The organism is Saonia sp. (assembly GCF_056326165.1).
On the sequence record NZ_JBWFBN010000003.1, the window covers coordinates 177,409 to 195,248 of the forward strand.

At 33.8% G+C, this 17,840-nt stretch carries 14 protein-coding genes; 9 read left to right on the forward strand and 5 right to left on the reverse strand.

Annotated features, from left to right (window positions below):
- Nucleotides 1-5 precede the first annotated feature (5 nt).
- Together AC000W_RS04820 and AC000W_RS04825 are read left to right on the forward strand one after the other, a co-directional pair.
- Nucleotides 6-2,390, forward strand: coding sequence for a sulfatase-like hydrolase/transferase (locus AC000W_RS04820; RefSeq protein ID WP_474746512.1), 2,385 nt, complete (start codon nucleotides 6-8; stop codon nucleotides 2,388-2,390).
- Nucleotides 2,390-3,727: a YaiO family outer membrane beta-barrel protein gene (locus AC000W_RS04825; protein ID WP_474746513.1), complete on the forward strand. Its 1,338-nt coding sequence runs from the start codon at nucleotides 2,390-2,392 to the stop codon at nucleotides 3,725-3,727. The genes AC000W_RS04820 and AC000W_RS04825 overlap by 1 nt, the downstream gene beginning before the upstream one ends.
- Nucleotides 3,728-3,741: 14 nt before the next feature.
- Here the strand turns inward: AC000W_RS04825 and AC000W_RS04830 are convergent, their stop codons facing one another.
- Nucleotides 3,742-5,055: an interleukin-like EMT inducer domain-containing protein gene (locus tag AC000W_RS04830; RefSeq protein WP_474746514.1), complete on the reverse strand. Its 1,314-nt coding sequence runs from the start codon at nucleotides 5,053-5,055 to the stop codon at nucleotides 3,742-3,744.
- 658 nt (nucleotides 5,056-5,713) lie between these two features.
- A complete protein-coding gene (locus AC000W_RS04835; RefSeq protein ID WP_474746516.1) occupies nucleotides 5,714-6,577 on the reverse strand; it encodes a sigma-70 family RNA polymerase sigma factor in 864 nt (287 codons plus the stop codon).
- A gap of 180 nt (nucleotides 6,578-6,757) precedes the next feature.
- Here AC000W_RS04835 and AC000W_RS04840 point away from each other — a divergent pair, with 180 nt between their 5' ends.
- The 3 genes from AC000W_RS04840 (at nucleotide 6,758) to AC000W_RS04850 (ending at nucleotide 10,174) form a co-directional block, all read left to right on the forward strand.
- Nucleotides 6,758-7,267 (forward strand): DUF6155 family protein, encoded by a 510-nt coding sequence (locus tag AC000W_RS04840; RefSeq protein WP_474746517.1) that lies wholly within the window; start codon nucleotides 6,758-6,760, stop codon nucleotides 7,265-7,267.
- 144 nt (nucleotides 7,268-7,411) lie between these two features.
- Nucleotides 7,412-8,923 carry a DEAD/DEAH box helicase gene (locus tag AC000W_RS04845; protein WP_474746519.1) on the forward strand — a complete coding sequence of 504 codons (1,512 nt, stop codon included), beginning with the start codon at nucleotides 7,412-7,414 and terminating at the stop codon, nucleotides 8,921-8,923.
- Nucleotides 8,924-8,935: 12 nt separating this feature from the next.
- Nucleotides 8,936-10,174, forward strand: a complete 1,239-nt coding sequence (locus AC000W_RS04850; RefSeq protein WP_474746520.1) for a glycosyltransferase — start codon at nucleotides 8,936-8,938, stop codon at nucleotides 10,172-10,174.
- 114 nt (nucleotides 10,175-10,288) lie between these two features.
- Here the strand turns inward: AC000W_RS04850 and AC000W_RS04855 are convergent, their stop codons facing one another.
- A complete protein-coding gene (locus AC000W_RS04855) occupies nucleotides 10,289-11,407 on the reverse strand; it encodes a hypothetical protein (protein ID WP_474746522.1) in 1,119 nt (372 codons plus the stop codon).
- A gap of 432 nt (nucleotides 11,408-11,839) precedes the next feature.
- Nucleotides 11,840-12,568 carry a hypothetical protein gene (locus AC000W_RS04860; RefSeq protein ID WP_474746523.1) on the reverse strand — a complete coding sequence of 243 codons (729 nt, stop codon included), beginning with the start codon at nucleotides 12,566-12,568 and terminating at the stop codon, nucleotides 11,840-11,842.
- A 198-nt stretch (nucleotides 12,569-12,766) separates the two neighbouring features.
- Between AC000W_RS04860 and AC000W_RS04865 the strand changes: the two genes are divergently transcribed.
- The gene (locus tag AC000W_RS04865; RefSeq protein WP_474746525.1) at nucleotides 12,767-13,609 is read left to right on the forward strand and encodes a 1,4-dihydroxy-2-naphthoyl-CoA synthase; all 843 of its coding nucleotides are present in this window, start codon (nucleotides 12,767-12,769) and stop codon (nucleotides 13,607-13,609) included.
- A gap of 276 nt (nucleotides 13,610-13,885) precedes the next feature.
- Nucleotides 13,886-14,386 (forward strand): DM13 domain-containing protein, encoded by a 501-nt coding sequence (locus AC000W_RS04870; protein ID WP_474746526.1) that lies wholly within the window; start codon nucleotides 13,886-13,888, stop codon nucleotides 14,384-14,386.
- Between the two features lie 125 nt (nucleotides 14,387-14,511).
- Here the strand turns inward: AC000W_RS04870 and AC000W_RS04875 are convergent, their stop codons facing one another.
- The gene (locus AC000W_RS04875) at nucleotides 14,512-16,059 is read right to left on the reverse strand and encodes a cupin domain-containing protein (RefSeq protein WP_474746528.1); all 1,548 of its coding nucleotides are present in this window, start codon (nucleotides 16,057-16,059) and stop codon (nucleotides 14,512-14,514) included.
- 151 nt (nucleotides 16,060-16,210) lie between these two features.
- Here AC000W_RS04875 and AC000W_RS04880 point away from each other — a divergent pair, with 151 nt between their 5' ends.
- Complete coding sequence (locus tag AC000W_RS04880) at nucleotides 16,211-17,302, forward strand: Gfo/Idh/MocA family protein (RefSeq protein ID WP_474746529.1); 1,092 nt, start codon at nucleotides 16,211-16,213, stop codon at nucleotides 17,300-17,302.
- A 9-nt stretch (nucleotides 17,303-17,311) separates the two neighbouring features.
- Entirely contained in the window at nucleotides 17,312-17,779 is a 468-nt protein-coding gene (locus AC000W_RS04885) for a hypothetical protein (RefSeq protein ID WP_474746531.1), read from the forward strand.
- The last annotated feature ends 61 nt before the right edge of the window (nucleotides 17,780-17,840 follow it).

Here is a 17,840-nt window from a genome sequence, read left to right on the forward strand (position 1 = left end):
TAAAAATGAATACAAGTCAGTTAGATAGATACACCACAAAGCAATATACAAGATTGATAATATCATTCTTCAGTGTTTTGCTTGCGCTTTCTATTTTTCAATACACTACTTTGTATTTTAAAGGAGTAGTGGATACCATATTTGGCTCAAGCTTTTTTATAGCTGCCGTTCACCAAATTGGTTATGCGTCGCTAATTGGGGTTCTTCTTGTTTTTCCATTTAATTTTTGGGAAAATTACAGGCCAAAATATGGGTTTAATCTGGTTTTTGTAATACTTATTTTCTTGCTGATTATTGAGGCCATGCTAATTAGTTACTACTGCACGGCACTAGTTCCATTGGGGTCAGATTTATTAGGTTATAGTTTTGCAGATATCAAGGAAACTATTGGCAATTCTGGGGGGGTATCCATATCACTTATTATTGCAGTAGTGGCAATTATAGGAATGTTCTTTGGTATGTATAAAGTAACATCAAAACACTATCATCGTATTAGTAAGATGTATCCTTTTACCATTATTTTATTTAGTCTATTTATCATGACACTTTTTATAGAAGGGAAACCAATCAACCAGAACAAGTCACAATACTTAGCATTGAACCTTTATAATACATCGACCGAGGATACTTCATACAATTCAGACGTTGAATATCCATTGATTAAGCCTCAAAAAATACAAAACGTACTCGGCGAATATTTTGAACTTAAGGAAAGTAAACCGAACATTGTTTTTATAATGGTAGAAGGCCTTGGAAGGGATTTTGTAGGTGAAGGTGCAGAATATGGAGGTTTTACTCCTTTCTTGGATTCCCTTACAACAAAATCATTGTACTGGGAAAATTGCCTTAGTAATACAGGTAGAACATTCGGGGTGCTTCCATCACTATTGGGGTCCCTACCATTTGGAAAAAGTGGGTTTATGGAGCTTGATAAATTCCCAAATAAACTAACATTATTCAGTATCCTAAAAAACAATGGTTATTCAACTTCTTATTATCAAGGTACCAATAGTTCATTTGATAATATAGACCGATTTCTACTTAGTGAAAATCTAGATTTTGTCTTGGACAAATCTGGGTTTGGTAATAAATATGAAATGCAAGCCGAGGATGCTGCTGGTTCTTCATGGGGGTATCCAGATAAAGAACTTTTTAAAAAGAGCATGAGTTTACCACGTAAAGAAGGTGAGTCTAGGCTAGAAGTGTATATGACCATTAGTAATCATGAACCTTTTATACCACCACAACAGGAAATGTATGAAAAACAAGTAGCTCAAATTTTATCTAAAAGCAATCATAAGGGAAAAATAAAAAATGTAATCAAAAAAAATGACAATGTATTTGCGACACTTTTGTATACGGACAATTCGTTAAAATACGTACTTGAAGAGTATAAAAAGCAACCCGACTATGATAATACAATTTTTATTATCACGGGTGACCATAGACTTATTCCTATTCCGCAAAGAAATAACTTAAGCCGTTTTCATGTGCCTTTAATTATGTACAGCCCTATGCTAAAAACCACAAAAAAGATAAGTGCAATTTCTTCTCATTTTGATGTTACACCAACTTTATTGGCTTTACTAGAGGGCAAATATGAGATGAAAATGCCAAAAAGAGTGGCATGGATGGGCGCTGAGTTGGATATGAACGCTGAATATAGGTCTATAAAAGACATTCCTTTAATGAGAAACAAAAATGAGTTAAAAGAGTATATCAGTGGAGAGAAAATTTTTTCTGATGGTTCTGTTTTCTCTATTGATGAAAATATGGATTTAAGTACCTCCATGGGAGGGTCAAAGGCAGAAGTTAAGCTAAATAGTTTTAAATCCATGAATGCATACGTAACTAATAATGATAAAATTATACCGGACAGTTTGGCAATTTTTTCAGTACAAAAAGAAAAATTTAAAGAAAGTGAAATCGTTTGGATTAATAGTGTCTATAATGGGCAAGACTCGGATAAGGCATACTTTACAGCAAGAGAATTGGCTTTTGATAGGGAATATGAAAAAGCCTTATTGCTTTGCAAATACATTCTTTCCATGGTTCCAAGTCATATAGACACCAAAATACTAACAGGTCGTATCAATGTATGGCAGGGAAATTATGATGAATCAATAGAAATATTGAAAGCATGTATAAAAATGAACCCGAATTATATTGACTCATATTCAGCATTATTCGACGTTTATTTTTGGTCCGAAAGGCCTAAAGATGCATTGGAGTTAATAGATCTTGCACAACAGAACAGTTCTAGCGTCAATGAAATTAACGATAAAATTGAAAGAGCCAGAAATCAGGCTAGAAAAATGGGGATAGCGCTATCCAAAAAAAATAGTAAAAAACAAGAACTCAAAGCCGATATGGCATCTATAAATAATTAATGCTACAAAAACGTACATATAGTTTTCTATTCTTTGGAATGTTATGCCTTTGGCTAAGATGCCAAGATTTAGCGTATAATGATTCTAATGAACCATCGTACCCAAATGCATATACACTTGCCTATAATGGAAATCACAATTCCGCAAGAAAAATGCTTATTGAAGTGCTTAATAAAAATCCTGAGGATTTAAAGGCTCGTTCCTTATTGGCCAGTTCTTATAGTTGGAGCGGACAATATGATAAGGCCAGATTGGAGTTTAACAGGGTTACTAGTAAAGAACAGAACAATAGTAACGTATGGATATCTGCTATAAAGAATGAGCTTTATGCAATGAACAATGCTACAGCGTTGGGCTTGGCAAATAAAGCCCAGTATTACCTAAAAAACAATAAGGAAGTTGAAAGGTTACAAAAAATTGCTCTGGAGCGTATTAAAAATCAAAAATACCCAGAACTGGGATGGCATAATACAAACTCATCTGTGCAAACAAACAAAGGAAGTTTAAAAGGGACAAATAAAAAATCATCTACAGATGAGAATAAATTGTCGGAGGATTTGTCAGATAACACCATAAAGCCAAAGACACCAGCAGATAAAGAAATACAAAACAATAGGGTTTCTATTAGAAATTCGTTTACTGTTTTTGACCAACGGTATGACCCTATGATATTTTCTAGCATATCCTTTAAAAGACAAACATTGGCTGGAAGTATTATTCCACGAATAAATTATAGTAATCGCTTAGGGAAACATGGTATACAGTATGATATAGACTTTTACCCAAAGTTTTCTAAGCGTTTTTATGCTTACATTAACTATGGTTATTCCAATGCTTCTATTTACCCAAACCAAAAAATAGGAGGGGACCTATATGTAAACTTGCCTTGGGCTATGGAGTTTTCGGCTGGTGGACGTTATATTAAATTTGATACCAAAAATGTTTCAGTACTTACCAATTCTGTTGGACATTACCGTGGAAACTACTATTTCTCACTAAGATCATACATAACACCAAGGCCAAATAATTTAACTAGAGTATCTGGCAACATATTGGTCCGTAAATACTTAAAGGATGCGGATAATTATATGGGCATTAATTTTGGCATGGGCTATTCCCCAGAGCTACGTCAATTGACCTCTGGTGATCAATTATTGGCAGAAACACTACTGTATATAGAGTCCGAGCGTTTAAGCTTTGAATATCAATTCACCAGTAAAAACAATCCAAATATATATAGAGCAAATATGGGTGTTACCCGTCAAGAAATTGTCTCCAATTCAAGTAACTTCTTTTGGGCAGTTTCTGCAGGAGTTACCTATCAAGTAAAGTTCTAAGATAGATTAGGTAGTTATTTATTTGATAATTCTTTGTTATCATCTAAATCAAAAAACCATGTATCGGCATACATTCCATAAACAAGGCCTATTTCATTCTCTTGCACATATTTTTCATCTTTTCCAGGGTCAAAATTTACATTGTACACATAAACTTTTATGCCTTGTTCTTTTAACTGGAGCATTAGTTTGGTTTGACTTGCTATAATTCTCCTGGAAAGAGCTGCGTATTTAACATTATTGACTGATAAATAGTTTAGTTTATCTCCAACCATATTTAGCAACGGTTCTTGAGAAATCATGGCGTTAATACCATTTTCTGAAGCCTCCTCAACTGCCATTACACTAAACAGCTCCATAATTAACCTGCTCTTGTCTACAAATTGATTGGCAAAAGCAATGGGGTCATTTACTTTGTCAGTTACAAGTGTAGCATCTGGGTGGTTCTTAAACCAATTATTAATACCATCTAAATCCATAGTGGTATAGTCGCCATAAATCTTATGCTTCATAAATTCTTTATGGGTAGGTGGCAATGTTCCGGTATAATCTGTAAATCTTGCCCACATTTTCCAGTCATGTGCTGCTACCAATTTTCCATCGGATGTCTCAATGATATCCAATTCAAAAAGTCGAAACCCTTTCTCATAATTTTGGTCAAGCGCTTCTTTGGTATTGGTAGATTTAATGCCGTTTACCTCACCACCAGCATGAGCAATATATCTATTGTTGTTAGGCTCAAATTGGTATTTTATTTTAGGGAAATAGATTTTTTTATCCAACACATTCTTAGGAGGATTGAGAGAGATAGACAATGAAGTGTCATCTACACTTTCAAATATTACATTATCCAAATTATGCATAATATATGCCTGCCTGCCTTTTAAGGCACCTAATTTAGAAAAGCCCATTTTGGAAAGCTGTTCCGATTGTGCCAATAGGTTTTTAGTAGCAGAGTCATGGGCCAAAATGGCAAAAGTTGCTTTACTGTTAAGCATTAGTTTCAAAACATCAATCATCTTTTCAGAATCTTCCTCGCTAGAATAAGTATCAAACGTCTTAAATTCAAATTTTTCCTCAGAAATAAAATGAACAATTGTTAATCCTCTTTCTATATGTTCAGTTTGTCCCGCTATTGTAAAATTGCTCCTTTTTTTAGCATTGAAGCTATTGCTGTTTAGGACAACTTTAGGTGATTCCAATATTTTATAATTAACGGGATATATATTTGTACTGGCAATAGTAGTAGAATTAAATCCTATACCAACAGAAATATATAGAATATAGATGGTTAGTTTTTTTAACCAATACAGCTTATTTTTTTTCATTTTAAAGACTTTACAAAGGTTTTAAATTTAATAGCAGTAATTACTTAAACCTTTATATACACTAGTATTCAACGATTTTATACACCAATTATTGCAGTAGAAATCAGGTGTTTAATCCTCGTTGTTCCTATTCTTTGGAATTATTCTAATATATATGCCTTAGTATGCAAATCTTCCGTTCAATTTTTAATTGTTCTAATACGCTATTTATGAAATTCTACCAACGGTAATAAATAGTTTACAACAAAAAAAAGCAAGTACACCACATTTAATTGTTGTAAGTGAAAAAAATAAATAAGTTTAGCATATAATTATTTAGTCCCAAATAATAACCTAATAAACTTAAGCATGTTATATGATACATATGGAGAGGAATACTTAACGTTTCTCCAAGATTTAAATGAAATTTTGAGTTTAAATGAATTAGTTGAACTAGATTACTTATAGCATACGCTATTGGTAATTTTTTAAATACCTACTTATGGCACAGCAAAATAATGACAACACAGCTTACATTAATTTCATTGAAGATTTAAATGAAATTTTATTTGACTATAATATAAATAAGCTTAATTATTTTTAATAGTCCGCAAAGTAAATAAACAAGAAGAGCCCATTAATTAATGGGCTCTTCTTGTTTATTTACTGCTTTTGTAACTTAACCCAAGTATGTTTTTAAAATCTTGCTTCTGGAATTGTGCCTTAGTTTTCTTATTGCCTTTTCCCTAATCTGTCTTACTCTTTCTCTAGTTAGATCAAAAGTCTGTCCAATTTCTGCAAGTGTCATAGAGGCCTCATCACCTATACCATAATACAATTTAATAACATCGGCTTCCCTAGGTGAAAGCGTTTCCAATGCTCTATTTATTTCCGTGTTCAAGGATTGTAACAAAAGTAACTTGTCCGGTCTTGGCGACTCCCCAGAACGTAATACATCATACAAATTGGAATCTTCCCCTTCACGTAGCGGTGCATCCATGGAAACGTGTCTTCCAGAATTCTTTAAAGATTGTTTAACCTCTGTGATAGTCATATCCAATTCCTTGGCGATTTCTTCAGGAGAAGGCGGTCTCTCATGGGCTTGTTCTAAGTAAGAAAACGTCTTTTTAATTTTGTTTATGGAACCAATTTTGTTCAAAGGCAACCTAACAATTCTAGATTGTTCCGCTAGTGCTTGCAGGATAGATTGTCTGATCCACCATACAGCATAGGATATAAATTTAAAACCCCTGGTTTCATCAAAGCGTTTAGCTGCTTTTACTAATCCTACATTCCCTTCGTTAATTAAATCTGGTAATTTAAGCCCTTGGTTTTGGTATTGCTTGGCCACGGAAACAACAAATCTTAAGTTGGCATTTGTCAATTTTTCCAAGGCAGCTTGATCCCCAGCTCGTATTTTTTGCGCTAGCTCTACTTCTTCATTTGCGGTTATCAAGTCAATTTTACTGATATCTTGCAAGTACTTGTCTAAAGATTTTGATTCTCTATTTGTTACTTGCTTGATAATCTTTAGTTGCCTCATATTATGTTTTGGTTAAATGTTATAAACTTACATGATACACTTTTAATATGTATTTTCCAAGGGCAAACTGTTATTCTTATCCCAATGTTATCAAGATTAAACTAATACCTGTGAATAAGGGAATATCCCTTATTTTTGTTGATATTTCTTTCAGTTTAAGAATCCTTCAAAAATTAAAAAGTGAGTAAACGAGCCCTTAAGAAGTACTTGTCCCAGATAAAAAAAGAGGAAATAGAAGAGCAACTGATGGATTTATATGTCCGTTTTCCTGTTGTAAAAGAGTATTATGACTTTGTTTTTAATCCCAAAGAGGATAAGTTGGTACAAGAAGCAAAAACAAAAATCTCCAACGAGTATTTTCCGCTTAAGAGAAGAAAACCTAAAGCAAGACGGTCGGTTGCTCAAAAATATATTAAACATTTTGTGAAGCTTGGTGTAGAACCATCATTGATTGCAGATGTTATGTTATTTAATTTAGAAATTGCCCAATCATTCTCGCAAGAAAGAAATGTTCCAGATTCATTTTACAAAAGCATGCTCAACTCTTTTTCGGAGGTAGTGCAGTATATATCAATAAATGAGCTTCTACCAGAGTTCAAAAGCCGTATTCTTAAAATTTATACGGTAACCCAAGAAAATCAATGGCTTTATGGAGAAGAATTCTCAAGAGTTTTAGATATTTTGGATTAAAACTCCCCATTTACTTTTCACATGTTATTTTGATGTATGCAATAATGAATTATTGGCATTTCTTTTTTAATATTTCATTTACGGATAAAAAACTTCTAATTTAGCAAGGTTTATTTTTTTATAACCAATACCTGTTTTTCCAATTTGGAGCTACAAAAAGAACACAAAGAAAAAACTCTTTACGATTATCAACTAGAGGATTTAAACACCATTTTTAAGTGTTTGGATGAGTCTGATGATAATACAAATCTCCTGTACCAACTCCCTACTGGAGGAGGAAAAACTGTTATTTTCTCGGAAATAGCAAGGAGGTATATCAACCAAAATAAAAAGAAAGTAGTAGTTCTTACCCATAGAATAGAGCTCAGTATGCAGACATCTAAAATGCTGCATGGCTTTGGGGTCAACAACAAAATCATTAACAGTGAAGTAAAAGAGCTTAGAGATCAAAATGAGTTTATGTGCTTTGTTGCCATGGTAGAAACTTTAAACAATAGACTTCAAGAAGAGAAAATTGAAATAAAGGATATTGGACTGGTTATTATTGATGAGGCCCATTATAATTCATTTAGAAAACTCTTTAAATATTTTGATGAATCGGTCATATTGGGCGTTACGGCAACTCCATTGAGTTCCAATATAAAACTTCCCATGAAGGACCATTACAAAAAATTGATTGTAGGGGAGTCCATAAGTTCATTGATAAAAAAGAATTTTTTGGCAAAGGCCAATACACATAATTATGATGTAAGCCTTAGAGGGTTAAAATTGGGAATCAATGGAGATTATACCGTAAAATCATCAGAAGAGCTTTACGGCAATAACAATATGTTGAGCAAGCTTGTCTCGGCTTATGAAGAGCTTGGAAAAGGTACTAAAACACTAATTTTTAACAACGGTATCAATACATCTAGGTATGTATATGAAAGCTTTAAAAAAGCTGGGTATAACATACGACATCTAGACAATAAAAATAATGCATCTGAACGAAGGGAGATATTGGAATGGTTCTCTAACACACCAGATGCAATTTTAACTTCGGTCAGTATTCTTACTACAGGTTTTGATGAACCAACAGTGGAAACCATTATCTTAAATAGGGCAACTAGGTCATTAACATTGTATTTTCAAATGATTGGTAGGGGCTCAAGAATCCTACCAAATAAAAGTGAATTTAATGTTATTGATCTTGGCAACAACCTTGCCCGTTTTGGCCAATGGGATGCTCCGATTGATTGGCAAGAGATCTTTCATTTTCCAGATTTCTATTTGGAGAATATTAAAAATGATGAAGATATAGAGCGGGAGTTTGTTTATGAAATGCCCGCAGAATTAAAAGCCCTGTTTAGTAAATCTGATACTATAGAGTTTGATGTAAAGGCAGAATACAAAAAGGTTTTTGCACAAGGTCTTAAATCCAAACTTGTTCTGGAGCGTAGTATTGAGCAACATGCCCAGATTTGCGTAGAGAACAGTGAAGATGTTTTTGATGCCAGAATACTTGCCAAAAAGTTAAAGGAAGAAATTATGTTCCGTGTGCGCCAATATTCCTATTGTATAATGAACAACACCAAAAACTATAAGGAATGGTTAGAAGAGGATTATGAGAGAAAGTTAAGGCTAAGTATCTCTCAAAAGTTTGCTTCCAGAATGTAGCACTACAATACCATGCAAAAAAAGTTGCTTATCATTGGTCTTGTTTGGCCAGAACCCAATTCCACAGCAGCTGGTAGCAGAATGCTGCAATTAATAGATTTTTTCCTCTCAGAAAAATATGAAATTACTTTTTGCAGTACAGCTCAAGAAACCGAGTATTCCACAGATTTACCCACACTGGGAGTACAGAAAAAAAGCATTATATTAAATGATGATGGTTTTGATGGTTTTATAAAGGAATTAAACCCATCCATTGTGCTATTTGATAGATTTATTACCGAAGAACAGTTTGGGTGGCGCGTGGCAAAACATACTCCAAATGCCATTAGATTATTGGATACAGAAGATTTGCATTCCTTACGTGCAACAAGGCAGGAAGCCTTTAAAAATAAAATTGATTTTACAATTGCCAACTGGCTTCAAAATGATATTACCAAAAGAGAAGTTGCAAGTATCTATAGATCCGATTGCTCTCTTATTATTTCTAACTATGAAATGATTTTGCTTTTAAATGATGCTGGAATCTACTCTCATTTACTGCTCTATTTGCCTTTTCAGTTAAATGAAATTAATACTGATGCAAAAAGTGAGTGGCTTTCATTTGAAAAAAGAACCGATTTTGTCTGTATAGGAAATGGCAAACATGCTCCAAATATAGATGCCTTTATATGGCTAAAAGAAGAAATATGGCCCTTGATACGCAAACAATTACCAGAAACCAAATTAAACATCTACGGAGCCTATTTACCACAGAGAATTCTGCAATTGCATAAGCCCACTGAAGGTTTTTATATACATGGCAGGGTAGAGGAAGCAAAAAAGGCCATAGGACAGGCAAAAATTAACTTGGCACCCTTACGTTTTGGCGCAGGAATCAAAGGAAAACTAGTAGATTCCATGCTTTGTGGCACCCCTAGCGTTACTACAAACATAGGGGCAGAAGGCATGCACCAAAATCTTCCTTGGAACGGAGCCATTGAAAGCAATCCACAAGCTTTTGCAAACACAGCAGTAGCATTGTACCAAAACAAGAGGAAATGGAAGCAAGCCCAAGAAAATGGAGTAGCTATCATAAATAAGCTGTACGCTAAATCTAAGTTGAATACTGCTTTGAGTGCTAAACTAAAAGCTATGGAGCAAAATAGAGAATCTCATAGAACCAAAAATTTTATTGGGTCCATATTTCTTCATCAAACCATGGCGAGTACTGAATATATGTCTCGTTGGATAGCCGAGAAAAAGAGGAAATAGACAAGCTTCGTTATAGGTTTTGTTACCAACTGTTCTTAATTCAAAAGAAGTTAGTCTGAGTGAAATTGGCATAACATTGAAAAAATATTGGAATAATAGTACGCTTTACATAATCTAAGGTTTGTTTGTTGCTATTAATGTGTCTCCATCCTTTATAATAAGGGCCTGATAATCATTCTCTTTTTTAATGAATCGGTAAGGAGGTTCAATATCATATAGTAATAAGCTTTCTGGCCGAGGTTCAAACCACTTAAATTTGTTGTCATTCTCATGAACCTCAACACTTTTTGGGAACAAATATTTGTCATTGATAATAAATATCTCTGCACGTCTATCTACTTTTATCACTAATTCGTTTATTCCGGTCTTGGTATTTACTATTTGGTATATGTGATGTTCTGACCAATCTCTTTTATGGGTTCTTACTCTTGAAAAAACACCACTTTCCCTCATCTTTTGAAGGGTAATTCTTGGTATAAAATTCAAATTAAAAACTTTAGTTTTTTCAGCAGCTATATCCCGCATGAATATATAAGAATTAGTTTTTCCATAATATACAAGAGTATCATTAGACTCAACGATTGTATCATTATAGGTGAATTCTATCTTGTATTCTGGTGAGTTTTGGAGAATAGAATTACCTCTCATAACCTGAAAATAAACCGAACATGTTATTAAATAAAGAATTAAAACAAAAAGCAAATTCTTTAATTCCTTTGTTTTTAATCTATTATGAAACACATAAATTATCCCCAGAAGTAAAAAGCCAAATAGAAATGTAACTACTCGAAAAAATGTAGATTTTAAAAATTGGTGATAACTAAGAAAAACGCCAATTGCAAAAAATATTGGCCAAAATAATAGTAAAGTAAAAAAAAGCTCTATTGAATAATTAAGCCATTTCGGTATTTTTTTTCCTTCTTGAGACTGAGATTTATTAATAGTCTTATGAGACTTTTCTTTTTTTCTTCTAACCGTTTTATAAAGTAGATCCACACAGAAAGCACCTAAAAAAATATAAGCTAATTCAACCGCCGTAAATACTGGTAACAAAAGTTCCCCAATCGATATATATTGTTGAATATCTACATCGATTATATAATAGAAGCTGGATTTACTAATAAAACCATAAATAACCAAAAATACATATATGAAGGGGAAGTATGTTATAATGTTTTTTAAAAGCTTGCTTCTACTTAACGCTTTTGAAATTTTTTTATATGAAGAAGCCATAATTAATTCTAATATTTTTCAAACCTTTGAGAACAATTAAAATACTGAAACTAGTTTAGCAGAATTGATTTTGATTTTATCAAAAATGTAACCAGCTTGAGGTGAAGCAAATAAGCTATCCTTCTATACCAAAGCTAGCAAGGGCAATCCTTAAATTAAAGGGGATATCAGTAAAGGTATAGTAAAGTTCTTAGCCCTCAACAATTTATATTTTGCTTCTTATACATTATCTTGTTTTTCTTTAAATTCCACTACTTTGTTGTTCAAAATAAATAAGTATGATATCTTCCAACTGGCAGATTACCTTTAATTTGAGATTACTTCTTTTACAAGAAAAAGAAAGTGAATCAATCATAAACATATGAATTTTAGGGTAAAATTCAATATATCAATGACTTAGTTTACAATTGCAATTAATTATACAAATTGTTTTTAATACTTCATTATAAATGCAATAAACAAAATAAATAAAACTACAATAAAACTAATAATTGTGAGTGTAAGAGATACCATTCTCACCTTTTCCCAAAACTTAAACCAATAAGTGTTATTTATATTTTCAATTTTTTTTAATTGTTCTTCACTTATCCCAAAAATTGATCTATAGGTAGAAAAAACATACTTTTTAGAATGTTCTTCCTCTTTTTTCGTAATAAGTGCAAGTTGGTTGTATTCATTTATTAAATACTTTAATAATATCTCTTTTTCATTTTCACTTTCAGATGTAAAATATTGTTTAACGATTTCATCATAGTTATGTCCGTAATTGATTAATATTTCATTATTGATAAAAGTAATATTATCTTCATCTTCATCTAAAGGCTCTGTATTCATCATTTCATCATGCATGAAGGAACCTTTTAGTTTAAATATTAATTGCTGGAAATTGTTAACTGAGTACAATGAAGATGTCCTATAAATAATTCCAGAAATAATACATGAAAATAAAAGTGATAATATGATTATAATTATCTCTTTTTGATAAAATTCTTTAAAACCAATCTTATTCGAAATAATTAATGAAAAGCCTGTTATCGAAAAACCTACTATCCAAACAAGAATTTTATCAACCTGATTATATTTAAATATAACATCTTCCTTTTGTTCTGCTATTATATTATAAAAGATTTCTGTTATTGCAGTAAATGGTGTTTTCTTCATTACCAGTATCAATTGAAATAGGTTAAATCTATGACTTGACCAATGCTAAAACGGGTTCAGCACATATAATAAATTTAGCCAATTCAAGGGCGTTTTCTATGACTATACCAATAAAGTTATACTTAAGTTCTTAACCAAAAAAGGAGCAAGCTAAGTCTTGGCTAAATTTCTTTACTTTGTCATTCAAAATATATCAGCATGAAATTACCCAACTGGCAAATTGCCATAGAATTTGAAGACATTACCTATAAAAAATGTGATGGCGTTGCCAGAATAGCCTTTAACAGGCCCAATATTCGCAATGCATTTAGACCCAAAACAACTAGTGAACTCTACAAAGCCTTTTATGATGCGCAAGAAGATACTTCTATAGGAGTGGTCTTGCTGTCTGCTGAAGGACCGTCCACAAAAGACGGAGTGTACTCCTTTTGTAGTGGTGGCGACCAAAAGGCCAGGGGACATAAAGGATATGTGGGTGAGGATGGTATGCACCGTCTAAACATTCTGGAAGTACAGCGTTTAATACGTTTTATGCCCAAGGTTGTTATTGCCGTAGTACCTGGCTGGGCTGTTGGTGGTGGTCATAGTCTACATGTGGTCTGTGACATGACACTTGCAAGTAAAGAACATGCTATTTTTAAACAGACAGATGCCGATGTTACCAGTTTTGATGGTGGTTATGGTTCTGCCTATTTAGCAAAAATGGTGGGTCAAAAAAAGGCACGTGAAATTTTCTTTTTGGGAAGAAACTATTCTGCACAAGAAGCCTATGAAATGGGAATGGTGAATGCTGTAGTTCCACACGAAGAATTGGAAGATACTGCCTACCAATGGGCACAAGAGGTATTAGAGAAATCCCCAACATCCATAAAAATGCTAAAATTCGCCATGAACCTTACCGATGATGGCATGGTGGGGCAACAGGTCTTTGCTGGTGAAGCCACACGATTGGCCTATATGACAGAGGAAGCTAAAGAGGGTAGGAATGCCTTTTTAGAAAAGCGCAAACCCAATTTTGGGAAAAACAATTGGATACCTTAGATAGCGTAAGCTGTTCAGAAGAATTGCTTAATTAAGGTTCAATCAATAAGAAGTTACATAAACTAAAAAGAGTCTCATCAATTAAGACAAGACTCCTTTACGAGAACACTATATGAAAATGAAAAAATTAACTTCTTTTTTTAATACATAGTAAAACTACCTACTATGTGCGCTAAAAGAAAACTATTGTTGTGAACCAAGAGTAAAATGTTGTGTAGTGATGTTTTTGTGATATTTGGCAAGTATCTTTGTAGTGTTCACATTAAAAATAAGGTTATGAAACTCAGATATTTTATATTCTTTTTGGCGGTTCTCTTCATATCATGCTCCAGCACTGATGCGGTGGAGGAGGAAGAAATGGCCCTTGTTGAAATGGAGGAGGAGATAGAAGAAATGATGGAAATGGAAATGGAAATGGAAGAGGAAGAGGAAATGGAAGAGGAAATGATGGAAGAGGAGGAGGAGGAGGAATCCCCTATGGTCTTAATGGGAGATTTTATGGATGCTGCCCACCCAACTAGTGGCACGGCAACTATTAATGAGGAAAGAACAGAGTTAGTGTTAACAAATTTTAAATCAGATTCTGGACCTTTACTAGAATTATATATTACTACCGACACTAATGCTTCCCAATATGTTACTTTGGGAGAGTTGATAGGCTTAGAAGGTGATTTTACCTATGAACTTCCAGAAGATATAGATTTTACTACCCATAACATTATCATGGTTTGGTGCGTAGATTTTGACGTGAATTTTGGACATGCCATTTTGGAGTAAATTCCATATTGTCATTGCGAATCTCCTGCAAGAGAGATGTGGCAATCTCTATAGCGTTAAGGTCTCGACTCCGCTCGACCAGACAAACGAGTGGTGATTTAAAGCGAATGGAAAAATCATAAATTTCAATCCCACTGAAAGGCAAAGTACATGCACTGGTTGGCTGTTTTATTTCTTATGGCATGTGGAACATTTGATGCTGCATAATACACATCCCCAGCGGTTGCTTGGTATTTGGAGTTGCCTATTTCCATTTCTGTTTCTCCCTTTATCATCAGGATTATTTCTGCCGCACCATGCGTGTGCGGTTCATGGCTTTTAATATTCCCATTTAAATTGGTCACGTGCATTTCATAATATGGACACATAGCAGTTTTTCTATGGAAATAATTACGGATGCCTCCTCTATCATGCTCATTAAATTCAATTTCTTCAAAATCATATATAGTGGATCCTTCTTCCTTTCCTCTTACTAAATCCATTTTATCAGAAGAATACGTCATTTGATAATAACTTGCTTTGCTTGATACAGCTTCAATTTTCCCAATATCCCCAGGTATAACGAGCATCACACTATTTGGACCTATAGTTTTTGTTTTATCATTAACACTAACCTTTAGTTCTCCCTCTTTTACAATAATAATCTGTTCTTTCTTTTGCTTAAAAAGAACTTCCCTTCCAGACTTTGATAGGTAATTTATATTAAACACCATATCATTAAAGTGTGCTGTTTCTCCTTGTATTAGAACTGAATTCTTCTCTTCTTTTGGTAAAGAATACACTTTGGTCTCTACTTTCTTCTTAACAACATCTCTCCATAACCATTCTAAGGATTCAGGAAGAATAGAACCGGCATGCTTACCATCATGACCACCTGTTCCAGGGGCAAATCTATGTTCATAGTCTTTATATGTTAAGGCAGATTCCATTTGTAAGTTTGCCAACCACCAATTACCATACTGGTTATTTAAATCATTGGAGCCGTCTTGTAGAAATATTTTTATATCCTTTTTATCTTCCTTACGAATCATAGGTGGGTAGTTATGCCCTCCACGAATATCTGTAAAACTCCCAAAGTGACTTAATACTTTATGAAACTGATTTGTATGAAACCAAGCTGCGCTAAATGCACAAATAGCCCCCGATGACAAACCACTAATTGCACGCATCTTTGGATCATCAGAAATAGTGTAACTCTTCTTAAGTTCAGGAATCATTTCATTAATTAAGAAATCACCATACAATCCCGTAACATCGTCATACTCAAAACTTCTGTTGGTTACACGCCAAGGACTTTCTGGCGCTGGTGCATCTTTATCGTGCCCAGGGTTTATAAAAAGACCGATAGTCACTGGCATTTTTCCTTGTGCAATTAGATTGTCAAAAACCGTAGGGACCTTAAAATCCCCTTCTAAATTAACATAGGAATGCCCGTCTTGGAAAATCATTAGGGCGGCTGGCTCAGAGGCATTATACTGCGCTGGCACATACACATAGTAATCACGAATTGTATTTGCAAACACAGTGCTTTCCCATGTATGTTTAGTGACCGTTCCCTTTGGAATCCCCTCATAACTCCATGAGTTTGGACCATGGTTGTATTTATCTTGCGCATTCATTTGCAGAACACTAAAACAGAAGAAAAATGCGGAAAATAATTTTAGTTGTTTCATAAAAGTTGGTCTAATTAAGGCTATTAAAGATATAAATATCAGTCTTTAAAATTCATAAAGTTTTAAAAGAACGTTAAAAAAGGAAGCTTTCTTAAAACCAATACACCTTTTTCCTAACTTGTTAGTTCTAAGAAACCAACATTAAAACCAAATGGAAAACAGAAGAGTTTTTATTAAAAAGTCGGGATTATTTTTAGCCGCAAGTACATTACCCTTAACAGCATTCTCAATACCAACACAAAAGAAAAAATTAGGTGTGGCCTTGGTTGGCCTAGGGTATTATAGTAGAGATTTATTATCCCCGGCACTACAGTTGACAAAAAATTGTGAGTTAAAAGGAATCGTAACGGGTAGTCCTGATAAAATTCCGGTATGGAAAGAAAAGTATGGTTTAAAGGATAAGAATATCTACAACTATGAAAACATGCACGAGATGGCAAACAATGATGAAATAGACGTTGTTTATATTGTGCTCCCAAACACTTTACATAAAAAATATACACTAATAGCTGCCAATGCGGGCAAGCATGTTTGGTGCGAAAAACCTATGGCAACCAACGTAGCAGATTGTCAAATAATGATTGATGCCTGCAAAAAAAACAACGTTCAACTAACAATTGGTTATAGATTACAACACGAGCCTGTTACCCAAAAAGTGACCCAATGGGCAACGGACAAACCTTTTGGAAATGTAAAGCATGTATTTGCCGAAACGGGTTTCCGTAATGGTGCAAATGACCCTATGCACTGGAAAATACGGAAGGAATATGGTGGTGGCGCTATGTTCGATATGGGTGTTTATGCCTTAAATGCAGCACGCTATACTACAGGATTAGAACCCATAGCCGTAAGTGCCATACAAAGTAATACCCGTTCAGATATTTTTGATGCGGATGAAACAACAGTCTTTAATCTTGAATTCCCTGGTGGAATTACAGCAGCTTGCAAAGCAACTTTTGCAGCAAATATTGGAACACTACATACCATCTGTGAAAATGGCGGATACGAGCTAAAACCATTTCAGGGTTATTCTGGAGTTAAAGGAGCTACGTTTGGCGGAGAGGTACTAAACCCATCCGAAGGCAACCAACAAGCAAGACAAATGGATGACGATGCGCTTGCTATTATAAGCGGTACGCCACACAATGTTCTAGTGCCTGGAGAAGAAGGTTTAAAAGATATTAGAGTGGTAGAAGCCATACAAAAATCTGCAGCAGCAAATGGGGAACGAGTTTTAATATAATTTCAAAATATGAAGCTAAAGCTCTTTACATACTCGTTTTGTTGTCTTTTTTCATTTTTTATTATACATGGAACAAATGCCAATAAAAAAAATGATTCCCAACAGTATTTTGAACAAATTAATGAAGTTGATAGTTTAAAGGAAATTGTACCATTTATGGGGAAGTATAGGAGATACAATAAACGTTTAATAGGAAGGTGGGAGATTTATGCAATTCAAATACCCAATGCGCTACCAGAAAATGAGAGAAAGAAATATATTCAATTTAATATTGGGGGTTTATTAAGTGGAGGGCGTATTGGAAAAGAACCTACTAAACAAGGTACATGGACTTTAGACAAGAAGTCAAAAACGTTAACCTTGAACTCTTTAGGAAAGAATGTTGATGATGGGTTATACCTAATTAAAAAGCTAACCAAGAAAGAGATGATATTAATTAAAGATTCTATTTATGTTTATTTAGAAAAGGTAAATTAAATTCATTGTTCTCTTTAATTGCTAAAGAGTTTACACCAACTCTTTGCACAGAAAAAATCAT